The sequence below is a fragment of the Allobosea sp. Tri-44 genome, from assembly GCF_004123845.1.
GTDB lineage: Bacteria > Pseudomonadota > Alphaproteobacteria > Rhizobiales > Beijerinckiaceae > Allobosea.
This window is the reverse complement of sequence record NZ_NBDP01000030.1, coordinates 749,701-763,452: the sequence shown is the minus strand read 5'-3', so window position 1 is coordinate 763,452 and position 13,752 is coordinate 749,701. Positions and strand designations below refer to the sequence as shown.

Sequence of the window (13,752 nt, the reverse complement as noted above, 5' to 3'; positions counted from 1 at the left end):
CGCGCCATGCCCTTGCCATAAACGTCGCATGCGTGACCAGCCCCGGCAATCCTGTCGCGACGCAGCAGATTGACGCTGCAGCGCGGCACTGTTCCGGGTCATGCGATCTTTCCTGTTGCGCCTGGCCGGTGCGAAAGGCTCCATGGCGGCATGCATGAACTCGTCCGCTCCAATGACATCGTCCTGCTTGGGGCCATCGAGGCGCTCCTGGCCTCGGCCGATCTGGGTTGCCTGATCGCCGATCAGCACATCAGCGCGCTCGAAGGCATGATCGGCGCCTTTCCGCGACGCCTGCTGGTGCGCGAGCAGGACAGCAAGCGCGCTCGCGCTTTGTTGATCGAGGCGGGTTATGGCGACGAGTTGCGCCATGAAGGCTAAGGCGTCCGGCCTCGGCGAGATCGCCGAGGATCGGCTGCTAGGAGGCCGCCTTCGCCTGCTGCAGCCGGTGAAGGGCCATCGCGCCGGCTCGGATGCGGTGCTGCTCGCCGCGGCGATCCCGGAACTGGGGGAGGGGCCGCTCGCCGACTTCGGCGCGGGTGTCGGCACGGTCGGGCTCGCCGTCGCCTCGCGGCAACCTCAGCTCAGTGTCGTCCTGGTCGAGCGCGATCCGGAGCTGGCCGCGCTCGCGGCCCGTAATGCTGAGCTCAACGACCTCGCCGGGCGGGTGCGCACCATGGTCGGAGTGATCGGCGAGCGGAGCGCGGATCTCGCTCGGGAGGGCCTGACGGCAGCCTCCATGGCTTGGGTCGCGATGAACCCGCCCTTCTTCGAATCAGGCGAGGTGCGCGAATCCCCGGTCGCCAACCGGCGTGCGGCCCATGTCGCTGGCCAATCGCTCGCCGACTGGCTGAAAGAAGCACGGCGTGTGCTGAAGCCGGGCGGTGGCGTCAGCATCATCCATCGGGCCGAAGCGCTGGGGCTGATTCTCGCGGGTCTGGAGGTAGGCTTCGGCGCGATCGAGATCCGCCCGATCCACGGCCAGGCGGAGCGGCCGGCGATCCGGGTGATCGTCTCTGCGCGGCTCGGCAGCAAAAAGCCGGCAGCGTTGCTGCCGGCTCTCGTTCTCAACGGGGCCGATGGGCGCTTCACCGCATTCAGCGAGGCGCTCCATCGCGGCGAGGCCGTGCTCGCCTAGATTGGCTCAGCGGCAGATGCGACGCTCGCGCACCACCCAGCCCCAGCCGTCCCAGTAGCGGACCGGGCGGCTATAGCAGCGCGGGCCGTAATAGCCGCCGCCATAGCCGTAAGCGGGACGGCCATAGCCATAAGCAGGACGGCCATAGCCGTAATGGGGGCGGCCATAATAACCGCGGCCGCCCCAGCCGGGCCGGCCATAATAGCCGTCACCGCCCCAGCCGAAGCTCAGCACCTGTGCGTTAGCCGGAGTTGCAGTGATTGTTCCGATGCCGAGTGCAGCCACCCCGAGGGAGGCTGCGGCTGAAAGTCCAAGAACGAGTTTGCGAAGCATGGTGACCTCCTTCGCGAATGGCCCCGGCCCGTACTAGGCCTATCGGGCATCATCGTGGCGGCAAGCTTGCAGCGGCGAGGCTGAACGGCGTGTTGTCGCGCCGTTCAGCCGATCTTCATCTGCCCGGGTGTCCCGTCAGCGGCAGACGCGCACCGGGCGGATCACCCAGCGCCAGCCGTTCCAGACGCGCCGGTCGACGAAGTAGCAGCGCGGACGGTAGACCGGGCGGCCATAGTAAGGGCGCGGTCCGCCCCATTCGTGCGGACGGCCACGGTGCCAGGCCTGCTGGACCATGCCATCAGCGCTGGCGGCTTGGGCGACGCCTCCCGCGATCGGCGCAGCGCTGGCCGGCGCGACGGAAAGGCCGGTGAAAACCAGAGCGCCGGCTCCGAACAGGGCGGCGGCGAAACGGTTGGACAGCATTGCAGATCTCCTGCTGCTCGCATCGGCCCGACTCAAGCACTCGCCCCGAGAACCGCGGACCGTTCGATGCTGCGCATCCTGCGCTTCCCTTCCTGAACGCGATCCTTGCGCCGGGGTTCAGGCAGCGTTCATCCCGCCGAGCTTGACCATGAGCGCCGCCAGCCCCTAATCACGCCGCAAGTTTCTCGACAGTTTAAAAGGCTGATGCCCTTGGCCGCGTCCTCCGATCCGCTGAACCCGACCCGCTCCTTCCAGGGCTTGCTGCTGACCTTGCAGCGCTTCTGGGCCGAGCGTGGCTGCGTCATCCTCCAGCCCTACGACATGGAGGTCGGCGCCGGAACCTTCCATCCGGCGACGACGCTGCGCGCGCTGGGCCCCAAGCCCTGGAAGGCGGCCTATGTCCAGCCTTCGCGCCGGCCCAAGGACGGCCGCTATGGCGAGAACCCCAACCGGCTGCAGCATTATTACCAGTTCCAGGTCATCCTGAAGCCGTCACCGCCGGACCTGCAGCAACTCTATCTCGACTCACTCAGGGCGATCGGCGTCGATCTCGCCCTGCACGATGTCCGCTTCGTCGAGGACGATTGGGAGAGCCCGACGCTCGGCGCCTGGGGCCTCGGCTGGGAATGCTGGTGCGACGGCATGGAGGTCAGCCAGTTCACCTATTTCCAGCAGGTCGCCGGCGTCGAATGCGCCCCGGTCGCGGGCGAGCTCACCTATGGGCTCGAGCGGCTCGCCATGTATGTCCAGGGCGTCGAGAACGTCTACGATCTCAATTTCAACGGCCTCGAAGGCGAGGACCGCATCAGTTATGGCGACGTCTTCCTGCAGGCCGAGCAGGAGTTCTCGCGGCATAATTTCGAGCACGCCAATACCGAGGTGCTCTTCCGCCACTTCAGCGATGCCGAGGCCGAGTGCAAGGCGCTGCTCGCCGCCGGCGAGGCCGATGCCGGCAGCAACGACCCCAGCCACAAGCTCGCTTTGCCGGCCTACGACCAGTGCATCAAGGCGAGCCATGTCTTCAACCTGCTCGATGCGCGCGGCGTGATCTCGGTCACCGAGCGCCAGAGCTACATCCTGCGCGTGCGCGAGCTCGCCAAGGCCTGCGGTGCAGCCTGGCTGAAGACCGCCGGCGGGGGAGCGAACTAAGGGTCTGTACCCACTATGGATGACGTTCTGATCGGGCCAAAATGCCCGAGAACAAGGAGGGGCCCGCAGCCCGATGCCCCAGGCATCGGGCAAGGGACCGACGCAGCTATCGGGCATTTTCGCCCGACCCCGAAGGGGCGCGGGCCTTTTGATCGGCTGGTGCGTCGCGCGGCCTTGCAAACCCGACGGTTTGCTGCGCCCACGCTCCTGCCCGCCGATCAAAATGCCCAGCGTCAGAACGCCATCCATAGTGGGTACAGACCCTAATGCCTGATCTCCTGCTCGAACTCTTCTCGGAAGAGATTCCCGCCCGCATGCAGCGCAAGGCGGCCGAGGACCTGAAGAAGCTCGTCACCGATGCGCTGGTCGAGCGCGGCCTGACCTATGAAGGCGCCAAGGCCTTCGCGACGCCGCGCCGGCTCGCCCTCACCATCGCCGGCCTGCCCGTACGTGGCCGCGATGTCCGCGAGGAGCGGAAAGGGCCGCGCGTCGGCGCGCCCGACGCAGCCGTGCAGGGCTTCCTCAAGGCGGCCGGGCTCGCCTCGCTCGCTGAGGCGACGATCATCAGCGATCCGAAGAAGGGCGACAGCTACGTCGCCTTGATCGAGAAGCCCGGGCAGGAGACGGTCGCGGCCATCGCCGAGATCGTGCCGGCGGTGATCCGCGCCTTCCCATGGCCGAAATCGATGCGCTGGGGCAAGGCTTCCTCCGAGAGCGGCTCGCTGCGCTGGGTTCGCCCGCTGCATTCGATCCTCTGCACCTTCGGCGCCGAGACCGAGGATCCGGAGATCGTCACCTTCGACGTCGACGGCATCAAATCCGGCAACGTCACCTATGGCCACCGCTTCCACGCGCCGGGGCCGATCACGGTCAAGCGCTTCGATGACTATGTCGCCAGCCTCGAGCGGGCCAAGGTCGTGCTCGATGCCGATCGCCGCAAGGAGATCATCGCGACCGACGCGAAGAATCTCGCCTTCGCCGCAGGGTTGGAGCTGGTCGAGGATGAGGGGCTGCTGGAGGAGGTTGCCGGCCTCGTCGAATGGCCGGTCGTGCTGCTGGGCGATTTCGAGGAACGCTTCCTCGAAATCCCGGGCGAGGCGATCCGCGCCACCATCCGCGCCAACCAGAAATGCTTCGTGCTGCGCGATCCCAATTCCGGGGAACTCGCCAATCGCTTCATTCCGGTCTCGAATCTGATCGCCAGCGATGGCGGCCTGGCGATCACTGCCGGCAATGGCCGGGTCGTGCGGGCGCGCCTCTCCGACGCCGCCTATTTCTGGCAAACCGACCGCGGCGCGCTGCCCGATCTGGATACGCTTAAGGACAGCGCCGAGAAGCTCGGCCTCGACCTTGCCAAGCCGCTCGACCAGCGCATGGCCAAGCTCGACAGGCTCGGCGTCGTCTTCCACGCCAAGCTCGGCACGCAAGGCGAGCGCGTCCAGCGCATCGCCGCGCTGGCGAAGGAGCTGGCACCGATCGTCGGCGCCGATCCGGCGCTGGCCGAGCGTGCGGCGAAGCTCGCCAAGGCCGATCTGCCGACCGAGATGGTCGGCGAGTTCCCTGAGCTGCAGGGGCTGATGGGCCGCAAATACGCCGAGCTGCAGGGCGAGAACGCCTCGGTCGCCGCCGCGATCGAGGAGCACTACAAGCCGCTCGGCCCCTCCGACCGCGTCCCGACCGATCCGGTCTCGGTGGCGGTGGCGCTCGCCGACAAGCTCGACACGCTGGTCGGCTTCTGGGCGATCGACGAGAAGCCGACCGGGAGCAAGGATCCTTACGCGCTTCGCCGTGCGGCGTTGGGCGTGATCCGGCTGGTAGTCGAGAATGGGGTGCGGTTAAGCCTGCTTCGCCTCCTCGGTCCGCTCATGGAACAAGCAATCGCCATTAGTAACTCCGAGGCATCCCAGGATGCTCTCGGCGAAATGCTAGAAAGTTCGATTCCCAAGGCTATCGACCTTCTCTCCTTCTTCCACGACCGCCTGAAGGTCATGCTGCGCGACCAGGGCGCGCGGCATGATCTGGTCGATGCGGTGCTGGGCGAGGGCGCATCGGGCAATGACGACCTCCTGCTCATCACCCGCCGCGTCGCCGCGCTCAGCCGCTTCCTCGAAACGGAGGACGGCAAGAGCCTGCTGGCCGGCTACAAGCGTGCCGCCAACATCCTCAAGGCCGAGGAGAAGAAGGACGGCGAGGGCGCTTTCGCCGGCAAGGCCGATCTCCAGCTCATCGCCGATGCCGGGCTGATCGAGGAGAAGGCGCTCGCGGTCGCGCTCGCGCAGGCGACGCCGAAGGCGGAAGCGGCGGTCGCTGCCGAGGACTATGAGGGCGCCATGACGGCGCTGGCGGAATTGCGGCCGGCGGTCGACGCCTTCTTCGACAAGGTCACGGTCAACGATCCCGATCCGCGCTTACGCGCCAACCGCCTCAAGCTGCTGAACCAGCTGCGCGAAGCGACGCGCGCGGTCGCGGACTTCTCGCGGATTGCGGGGTAAGGCGCAGGGAAGCGCGACGCAGAACCCTCTCCTGGAAGGAGAGGGCAGGGTGAGGTGTAGGCCGCTTGACCAGCGCCGCGAGCGCTGACCGCGCAGCTAGGTTCAGGCCGGCGTTTCCAGTTCGAACACCTCACCCCTACCCCTCTCCTTTCAGGAGAGGGGATCCCGCGCGTCCCTGGTTCTCGCCGGGGCTGAAGCCCTCAGCCAGCTACCCTTCCGGAACTTTTTCCCATGGCTCGACGTTCTCTTCTCCGAGATCGCTGCCTGCGAATGCGTCGCAGCTAGCGGCTCGGGGGGCCGGCTTTCGGCCGCGATAAGAGGATTTGAGCCATGAGCATTCTGATTTCGCTGTTGATCACCATTCTGGTGATCGCGCTGGTGCTTTATCTCGTGCGGATGCTGCCGATCGACGGCAACATCAAGAACATCGTCCAGATCATCGTCATCATCATCGGCATCATCTCGCTGCTGCGTTATCTCGCAGTCTTCTAGTGATAGGGGCCGCCGTCATGCTCGCCCCGCGGCGGGCGTCCATGTGAACATCGCCTTCGTGGCGAGCGCTGGATGGTCGGGACAAGGCCCGGTCGTGGCGGTGGTGACGTCTTCAACCGGCAATTGACGAAAATCCCGCGCTGATCCAGAATCTCATTGGTCCAGAGGGCCCCGGACGCGACCCGTCCCGGGGCCCTTTCCCGTTCGAGCATGGTCCGCAAAAAGTGGAATCGATCTTGCGACCAGACCATGCCCGACAGATCGAGCAATCGCCGCGATGAATTCGCAGAACCGCACCACCCATATCCGCCTGACCTCGCATCCCGAGCCCGGCAACGCCTCGACCCGCTTCCCGATCCAGTGGGGCGCCGGCACGCCGGAGGAGCGCGGCCCGGTCATCGCCTCGACCACGGCGCCGGGAGACCGCAACTGCATCGGCGCCCATGGCGGCTCCTATTCGGTCTATCGCGCGCTCGCGATTTCCGCCCGCGCCATGAACCCGGCGCAGCGGCCGGACCTGACCAACACCCATCCGACCTCCGACATCCTGCCCCAGCCGCAATGGTTCGAGCCGGGCCGGATCGTCTCGCTCGATCCGTTCGGCCATCGCGTCGCCCAGGATTTCGGCAAGTGGATCGGCGAGGGCATCGACATCCGCCCGACCATCGCGGTGACCAAGGCGCGGCTCAACCTGCCCGAGATCCTCGCCGCCATGGCCGGCCACCGGCTGGCGGCTGATGGCGCCATCCTGCATGGCTCCGGCGACATCAGCGTCACCAAGATCGCGGTCGATCCGGTCTGGCACCTGCCGGGGATCGCCGAGCGCTTCGCCACCACCGAGAACGAACTGCGCCGCACGCTGTTCGAGCAGACCGGCGGCATGTATCCCGAGCTGGTGACGCGGCCCGACCTCAAGGTCTTCCTGCCGCCGATCGGCTCGATCACCGCCTATGTCATCGGCGAGGTCTCGGCGATTTGCGATCCCAGGAAGACGCTGGCCTGCCGCGTCCATGACGAGTGCAACGGCTCTGACGTCTTCGGCTCCGACATCTGCACCTGCCGGCCTTATCTCGTGCACGGCATCGAGGAGGCCGTGAAGGAAGCGCAGGCGGGCGGCGTCGGCCTGATCGTCTACAACCGCAAGGAGGGCAGGGCGCTCGGCGAGGTCACCAAGTTCCTCGTCTACAACGCCCGCAAGCGCCAGGAAGGCGGCGATTCCGCCGCGACCTATTTCGAGCGCACCGAATGCGTCGCCGGCGTGCAGGACGCCCGCTTCCAGCAATTGATGCCGGATGTGCTGCACTGGCTCGGCGTGAAGAAGATCGACCGGCTGATGTCGATGTCGAACATGAAATACGACGCCATGGTCGAGAGCGGCATCGAGATCGGCGAACGTGTCGCCATCCCGCCCGAGCTGGTCCCGCCGGACGCTTCGGTCGAGATCGAGGCCAAGAAGGCGGCGGGCTATTACTCGCCCGACGGCTCCCCCGGCGATAACGCACTCAAGGCCACTGTCGGCCGCGACCTCGAGAAGTTCTGATCCACCTATGCCTGACTCCAATCCCGAAGCCGTCCGCCGGCTGCTCAAGCCGGCTGCCGTCCGCGAGCGTGCGCAGGAGATGCTGCAGCTCGGCCTCGCCGGCCGGCTGGCGCATTTCAGCGTCCACCCTGAGCGGCTCACTGCCTGCGCAGCCTATGTCCTGGAAACGATCCGCCAGAACTACCCATCGCTCGACATTCCCTTCCACGCGCGCTGGCGCCATTTCATCATCGCCGGCATGGACCGCTGGAAGGTGCTGGATGCCGGCGCCCAGTTCGCCGACGCCCGGGCCAGGGGACAGGCTGCTTACGACCTCGCCGTGGTCAGCGTCCTGCTCGATGCCGGCGCCGGCGCCGACTGGCGCTACCGCGATGCGGTGACCGGCCAGAGCATCGGCCGTTCGGAAGGGCTGGCGCTGGCCTCGCTCGACATGTTCGGTGCCGGCGCCTTCTCCAGCGATCCGGCGCAGCCGCTGCGGGTTGATAGCGAGGCGCTCCGGCATCTCGACGCCGCGGCGCTGGCTGCCGGCTTCCAGGTTTCGGAGGGCAATCCGCTCGTCGGGCTGGGGGGCCGCGCCGCGCTGCTCAACCGCCTCGGCGAGGAGCTGGAGAAGCATGGGCTGACCCGGCCGGGCGACCTGTTCGACCGGCTGGTCGAGGCGGCCGAGGGGCGCTCGATCCGCGCCGCCTATATCCTCTCGCAGGTTCTGGAGGCGCTCGGCGGCATCTGGCCGTCGCGGCTGAGCTATGCCGGCATCGCGCTCGGCGACAGCTGGAAGCATCCACTGATCGCGCCGGGAGAGGTAACAGCCGGCATCGTGCCCTTCCACAAGCTCTCGCAATGGCTGAGCTACTCGCTGATCGAGCCGCTGCAATGGGCTGGCATCCAGGTCGTCGGCATCGACGATCTGACCGGCCTGCCGGAATACCGCAATGGCGGGCTCCTGCTTGATCTCGGTGTGCTCGAACTGAAGGACTTAGGTGATGCGGTGCGCGGCCACGAGGTTGGCTCGCAGCTCGTCGTGGAGTGGCGGGCGTTGACGGTTGCGCTGCTCGACAAGATCGGCGAATTGGTCCGAGCCGAACTCGGCATGAGCGCCGAGCAGTTGCCGCTCACCAAGGTGCTGGAGGGTGGCACCTGGGCCGCGGGCCGCAGGATCGCTCGTGAGAAGCGTGAAGGTGGCGGTCCGCCCTTGACCATCATCAGCGACGGCACGGTATTCTGACGACAACGACAAGACGAAGGGGATCAGGACTGCATGGCCACGAGCGCTAACGGCGTCACCGTCGTCGACCACCCGCTGGTGCAGCACAAGCTGACGCTGATGCGCGAGAAGGACCGTTCGACCAAGAGCTTCCGCCAGCTGCTGAACGAGATCGGCATGCTGCTCTGTTACGAGGTCACGCGCGACCTGCCGACCGAGCTGATCGAGATCGAGACGCCGCTGCAGAAGTCGATGCAGCCGGTCATCTCCGGCAAGAAGCTGGTCTTCGCGCCGATCCTGCGCGCCGGCGTCGGCTTCCTCGACGGCATGCTCGAGCTCGTGCCGGCCGCCCGCGTCGCCCATATCGGCCTCTATCGTGATCCGCAGACGCTGCAGGCGGTCGAATACTATTTCAAAGCGCCCTCCGACATCGCCGACCGCATGATCGTGGTGATGGATCCGATGCTGGCGACAGCGAACTCGGCGGTTGCGGCGGTCGACCGGCTGAAGGAGCGCGGCGCCCACGATCTGCGCTTCGTCTGCCTGCTGGCGGCGCCCGAGGGCATCGCCCGCATGCGTGATTCCCATCCGGATGTGCGCATCTGGACCGCGGCGATCGACGAACGCCTCAACGACCACGGCTACATCGTGCCTGGCCTCGGCGATGCCGGCGACCGCATGTTCGGCACGCGCTAAGCTATCCACTTGAAGCTCTGGCGATATGCCCTTATCTTATGGGCATATCGCCAAGGAGCATTGCCATGGTTGCTCTGACTGCATTGGATGTCGTCGGTGGCCAGGCGGCGCTGGGTGGCCCCGCCGCCAGCAGCCGCGATCTCATCGCCGCCGTCCGCCGCGGCTTTCCGGTGCGGACGATCGAGCATGTGATCGAGAGCGGCCGGATGACGCTGGCCGAGATCGACGAGCTCGTGCTGCCGCGCAAGACGCTGAGCCACCGCCGCAAGATCGGAACGCTGACCACGGAGCAGTCCGACCGGCTGATGCGCGCCGCGCGCGTCATTGCCGAAGCCGAGGTCACCTTCGGCTCGCAGGACAAGGCGGCAGCCTGGCTGCGCCGGGCGACTGTCGCGCTCGATGGCGAGAAGCCGCTGGCGCTGCTCGACACGGGCGAAGGCGCGGCGCAGGTCGAGGCGCTGCTCGGCAGGATCGCGCACGGCATTGCCGCCTGATGCGCCTGTGGCGCGTCGCTCGCGCCGCCTTCGCCGATCTGAGCGGTGAGGGCGCGCGGCTCTATGGCGGGCGCTGGAACTCGCCCGGATGGCCTGTCGTCTACACCGCCGAGAATCCCGCCCTCGCTATCCTGGAGGTGCGGGTCCATCTCGACCTCGCGCCAGAGCTCATCCCGGACGACTATGTCCTGATCGAGATCGAGACCGGAGCGGCGTCGATCAGCGAGGGCGCGAAGGCGGAGGAGCCGAGATCGATCGGCGATGCCTGGCTGAGTGCAGGCGAGACAACGTTGCTGAGGGTGCCGTCCTTCATCGCACCGCGCAGTACTAATGTGCTGATCAATCCGCGTCATCGCGATGCCGTCTCGATCGCGGTCGTCGGAACGCAGCCCTTCGATTTTGACAGGCGACTCTGGCTGCCGCTTACCCGCTAAGCGATGGAATAAAAAAGCGGACATTTGCCGAGTTTCGTTAGACGTCATAATTCTGCCCACCGGACTCCCGTGGGTCCTATTGCATGCCCTCCAGGATCAGGCCGGGACCAGGCCGCGCACCACACGGAACATCATGGGGAATGATCGGGGACCATCCGGCAGGCCCACCAGATATCCGGCGCAAACATGCTGTTCGATCGAACCGCGGGTCTCATTCGAAAGGGCCATCAACATGCCCGTGACGCTGCCCGGGCCGTCGGTGAACGTGGACCAATAATCCGCGAAGGACTGATATTCACAATCCACGACAACGGGAACCTCCGTCACGTCGACGAGGCCGACCTTCCGCCACAACGCCGCCTGACCGTCAGGCCAGAATTGCGTGCGCCCCGCCCGCATGGATCTCATCCTGGCGACCTCAGCCTCAAGCACAGCGCCGGTATTGTAGACGAGGTCGAAGGCGGGCATGCCACCGAAGAACTGAGTCACAGCGGATGCGACTACGCCGCCCGGACGGGTCACGCGCTTCATCTCCGCAACGACCTGTTCAGTTTCCGGGATAACGTCCAGGGCCAGCGAAGAAACGGCCGCATCAAATACGTTGTCGTCGAACCGCATGTGCCGGACGTCGCCGTGTTCATACGCGATATTGAGGTGGGGTCGACGAAGGCGGGCCCCTTCCAGGTATCCCTCCGACGCATCCACACCGACCACATGCGCGCCGGATTCGGCCAGTGCTTTCGTCAACACACCCGTCCCGCAGGCTACGTCGAGCACGCGACCGCCCGGAGCGACATCGATACGGGCGAGAAACAGGCTTGCCAGACGTTCGCTCCAGCGCCCCATGAAAGCTTCATAGACGTCGGAATCGGTCCAATTATACCGAAGTTGTGCGGTTTCCACGGCTTGCGATCCCCCCTGATCAAGGATGGACCTTAACACGGGCGGGCTGGCCGCGCGCATCACTGCCACGTCGGACTATCCAGCGGAGGCTTATCCCGCCTGGGTCGAATGGCGGATATGCGCGCGATACGGCCGAACCTTCGCCTCGGGGCAACAGTTGCGTCCTACCCAATTCAGGCAGTCGCCGCATCCGGCGTCTCGGCTCGGGCAGCCCGAAAGAAAGCCCGCCCCGTTGCCGGGGCGGGCCTTGTGATCCGGATGGTCACTCAGGCCTTGATGGCGCAAGCGGCAAGCGGATCGACCTGAGATCACTCGATGATCTGGACGACGCGGCGGCTCTGCGGCTCGACCAGCACGGCGCGGTTGTTCACCACCGTGTAGCGATAGCCGCTCGCGCGCTCGCCATATTCGGCCGGCACCTCGCGATAAACCACGCCCTGCTGCGGCAGCACGGTGCCGACGGCTAGGGGTTCGGCATAGGTATAGGACGGGACGCGCTGCTCGACCACATAGGTGCGGAAGCGCGGGGTGTTGTCGCCGATGATCCCGCCGGTCACGCCGCCGACCACCGCGCCGCCGACACCGCCGACGACCGCGCCGACCGGGCCGCCGACGACTGCGCCGCCGACGGCACCCGCAGTGGCGCCACCGACGATGCCGCTGGCCGCGCCGCCCTGGGCGCCTTCAGGATTCTGGGCGAAGGCCGCAGCCGGAACGATGGCGAGGGCCGTAACCAGAGCAAGTTTCTTGAACATGTCGTTCTCCTTACAGAGGGGAAGCCTCAGAGGAGGAAACGGAAAAGTGCCCGGTAGGGTTCCGCTTCGAGAGTCACGAGCTGTGTATGATCGTAACCAAGCCTATCGATTCTTCTGATTTTCCGGCGAGTTAGGGTCGATCACGATCTCGATGCCTGCGGCCAGGAAATCAAAAACCTGGGTCCGTTCAGGCGTGCGCCCGGGATTTTCGAACAATTCGCGGACCGTCGCTTCTTCGGAGAGGAAGAGGAAATCGGCGTGGCTCCCGCCTTCCGGATAGGCGTCGATGGCGTGCCAGGTGCCGCGGTGGAACATCACGCCCGCGCCGTCGAGCCGGAATGCCCGGAGCGCCTCCGGTGCCGGCGGCGTTTCGGACGGTTCTGCCACCACGATGATGGTTGGAGGACCGCCGAGCGGTTGGCGCGCCTCGGTGACGTGGAGGTGCCGCTCGATCAGGGCGACGACGAAGGGCCGCGCATGATAGCGCACGATCTGCAGTCGCGGCCGGCTCTCGGCGGCGAAGGGCTGGATCCAGATGTCGTAGCCCTCGCGGCCGGTGTCGCGCCCGCCCGCGGGGGTGAGGATGCGGCCATAAGGAGCGAAGGCCTCGGCGGAGATCGGATGGACGGGCAGGGCGATGCGGCGCATGCCGCATCGTAGTACGCCGCCGCCAAAAGAAAACGGCGGGCATGAAGCCCGCCGTTCGGTAGGTAAATGATCCGAGAGGCTTATTGCTTCGGCGCGGCGGCGAGCACCGGCGAGAGCTTGTCGGCGTCGCGCTTGATCAGCGCGGCGAAACCGGCGGGGGTACGCTCCTCGGCGGTCGGCAGCACGGTGCCGAGATCGAGCAGGCGCTTCTTGACGGTCTCGTCGTTCAGCGCCTTGTCGAGCGCGGCGACCAGCTTGTCGACGGCTTCCTTCGGCATGCCCTTCGGCGCGGCGATGCCGTTCCAGGCCTCGATCTGGTATTCGGGCAGCCCCGCTTCCTTGGTGGTGGGCACGTCGGGCAGGGCGGGCGAGCGCTGTACCGAGGCGATGGCATAGGCCTTGATCGTGCCTGCCTTGACCTGCTCGGCGACGCTGACGATCTGGTCGCACATGAAATCGATCTGGCCGGAAACGAGATCGTTCAGCGCCGGGCCGGTGCCGCGATAGGCGACCGAGTTCAGCTTCGGCACGCCGAGTTGGCCCTTGAGCAGGGTGCAGGTTGTCCACGACACCGAGCCGACGCCGGCATGGGCTTCGTTCACCTTGTCGGTGTTCGTCTTCACGTAAGTGACGAACTCCTTCAGATCCTTCGGTTCGAAGTTCTTCTTGGCGACGATCAGGATCGGCGTGCCGCCAGCGAGCCCGATCGTCTGCATGCCGTTGATCGGGTCGTATTTCAGGCCGGGATAGGTCGCCGGCGCCGCCGAGAAGGTGCCCAGATGCCCCATCGCGATGGTGTAGCCGTCCGGCGTCGCCGTCAGCGCGCGGGCTATGCCGGTGGTGCCGCCAGCGCCGGCGACGTTCTCGACCACGATCTGCTGGCCGAGGGTCTTCGACATGTTCTCGCTGACGATGCGGGCAATGATGTCCGTCGGGCCGCCGGCGGCGAAGGGCACGATCATGGTGATCGGCCGCTCCGGATACTTGGACTGGGCCTGCGCCGGCAGCGCCAAGGCGAGCGCTGCGGCAAGGCTGAGAGCGAGCTTTTTCATGG

General features: G+C 66.4%; 16 protein-coding genes. 10 read left to right on the top strand and 6 right to left on the bottom strand.

Annotated features, from left to right (window positions below):
* Positions 1 to 150 precede the first annotated feature (150 nt).
* Together B6S44_RS20125 and B6S44_RS20120 are read left to right on the top strand one after the other, a co-directional pair.
* Positions 151 to 378, top strand: a complete 228-nt coding sequence (locus B6S44_RS20125) for a putative signal transducing protein (protein WP_129158637.1) — start codon at positions 151 to 153, stop codon at positions 376 to 378.
* Positions 368 to 1,135 carry a tRNA1(Val) (adenine(37)-N6)-methyltransferase gene (locus tag B6S44_RS20120; RefSeq protein WP_129158636.1) on the top strand — a complete coding sequence of 256 codons (768 nt, stop codon included), beginning with the start codon at positions 368 to 370 and terminating at the stop codon, positions 1,133 to 1,135. The genes B6S44_RS20125 and B6S44_RS20120 overlap by 11 nt, the downstream gene beginning before the upstream one ends.
* Before the next feature lie 6 nt (positions 1,136 to 1,141).
* Here B6S44_RS20120 and B6S44_RS20115 read toward each other — a convergent pair whose 3' ends face one another.
* Together B6S44_RS20115 and B6S44_RS20110 are read right to left on the bottom strand one after the other, a co-directional pair.
* Positions 1,142 to 1,468, bottom strand: coding sequence for a hypothetical protein (locus tag B6S44_RS20115; RefSeq protein WP_129158635.1), 327 nt, complete (start codon positions 1,466 to 1,468; stop codon positions 1,142 to 1,144).
* A 135-nt stretch (positions 1,469 to 1,603) separates the two neighbouring features.
* Positions 1,604 to 1,891 (bottom strand): hypothetical protein, encoded by a 288-nt coding sequence (locus B6S44_RS20110; RefSeq protein WP_129158634.1) that lies wholly within the window; start codon positions 1,889 to 1,891, stop codon positions 1,604 to 1,606.
* Positions 1,892 to 2,122: 231 nt separating this feature from the next.
* Here B6S44_RS20110 and B6S44_RS20105 point away from each other — a divergent pair, with 231 nt between their 5' ends.
* The 8 genes from B6S44_RS20105 (at position 2,123) to B6S44_RS20070 (ending at position 10,392) form a co-directional block, all read left to right on the top strand.
* Complete coding sequence (locus B6S44_RS20105; RefSeq protein WP_206735206.1) at positions 2,123 to 3,040, top strand: glycine--tRNA ligase subunit alpha; 918 nt, start codon at positions 2,123 to 2,125, stop codon at positions 3,038 to 3,040.
* A gap of 266 nt (positions 3,041 to 3,306) precedes the next feature.
* Positions 3,307 to 5,532, top strand: coding sequence for a glycine--tRNA ligase subunit beta (glyS, locus tag B6S44_RS20100; RefSeq protein WP_129158632.1), 2,226 nt, complete (start codon positions 3,307 to 3,309; stop codon positions 5,530 to 5,532).
* A 330-nt stretch (positions 5,533 to 5,862) separates the two neighbouring features.
* Positions 5,863 to 6,024 carry a Thivi_2564 family membrane protein gene (locus B6S44_RS20095; protein WP_129158631.1) on the top strand — a complete coding sequence of 54 codons (162 nt, stop codon included), beginning with the start codon at positions 5,863 to 5,865 and terminating at the stop codon, positions 6,022 to 6,024.
* 277 nt (positions 6,025 to 6,301) lie between these two features.
* Positions 6,302 to 7,564, top strand: a complete 1,263-nt coding sequence (locus tag B6S44_RS20090; protein ID WP_129158630.1) for a GTP cyclohydrolase II — start codon at positions 6,302 to 6,304, stop codon at positions 7,562 to 7,564.
* Positions 7,565 to 7,571: 7 nt separating this feature from the next.
* Positions 7,572 to 8,789: a URC4/urg3 family protein gene (locus B6S44_RS20085; protein ID WP_129158629.1), complete on the top strand. Its 1,218-nt coding sequence runs from the start codon at positions 7,572 to 7,574 to the stop codon at positions 8,787 to 8,789.
* A 33-nt stretch (positions 8,790 to 8,822) separates the two neighbouring features.
* Positions 8,823 to 9,464: a uracil phosphoribosyltransferase gene (upp, locus tag B6S44_RS20080; protein ID WP_129158628.1), complete on the top strand. Its 642-nt coding sequence runs from the start codon at positions 8,823 to 8,825 to the stop codon at positions 9,462 to 9,464.
* Between the two features lie 65 nt (positions 9,465 to 9,529).
* Positions 9,530 to 9,958 carry a type II RES/Xre toxin-antitoxin system antitoxin gene (gene parS, locus B6S44_RS20075; protein ID WP_129158627.1) on the top strand — a complete coding sequence of 143 codons (429 nt, stop codon included), beginning with the start codon at positions 9,530 to 9,532 and terminating at the stop codon, positions 9,956 to 9,958.
* Positions 9,958 to 10,392 (top strand): RES family NAD+ phosphorylase, encoded by a 435-nt coding sequence (locus B6S44_RS20070; RefSeq protein ID WP_129158626.1) that lies wholly within the window; start codon positions 9,958 to 9,960, stop codon positions 10,390 to 10,392. Before parS ends, B6S44_RS20070 begins: the two co-directional genes overlap by 1 nt.
* Positions 10,393 to 10,488: 96 nt before the next feature.
* Here B6S44_RS20070 and B6S44_RS20065 read toward each other — a convergent pair whose 3' ends face one another.
* The 4 genes from B6S44_RS20065 to B6S44_RS20050 all read right to left on the bottom strand — a co-directional run bounded on the left by B6S44_RS20065 (position 10,489) and on the right by B6S44_RS20050 (position 13,750).
* Positions 10,489 to 11,355 carry a class I SAM-dependent methyltransferase gene (locus B6S44_RS20065; RefSeq protein ID WP_248309685.1) on the bottom strand — a complete coding sequence of 289 codons (867 nt, stop codon included), beginning with the start codon at positions 11,353 to 11,355 and terminating at the stop codon, positions 10,489 to 10,491.
* Between the two features lie 248 nt (positions 11,356 to 11,603).
* The gene (locus B6S44_RS20060; protein WP_129158625.1) at positions 11,604 to 12,050 is read right to left on the bottom strand and encodes a DUF1236 domain-containing protein; all 447 of its coding nucleotides are present in this window, start codon (positions 12,048 to 12,050) and stop codon (positions 11,604 to 11,606) included.
* Positions 12,051 to 12,152: 102 nt separating this feature from the next.
* Positions 12,153 to 12,698, bottom strand: a complete 546-nt coding sequence (locus B6S44_RS20055; protein WP_129158624.1) for an ureidoglycolate lyase — start codon at positions 12,696 to 12,698, stop codon at positions 12,153 to 12,155.
* Between the two features lie 80 nt (positions 12,699 to 12,778).
* A complete protein-coding gene (locus B6S44_RS20050) occupies positions 12,779 to 13,750 on the bottom strand; it encodes a tripartite tricarboxylate transporter substrate-binding protein (RefSeq protein WP_129158623.1) in 972 nt (323 codons plus the stop codon).
* Between the last annotated feature and the right edge of the window lie 2 nt (positions 13,751 to 13,752).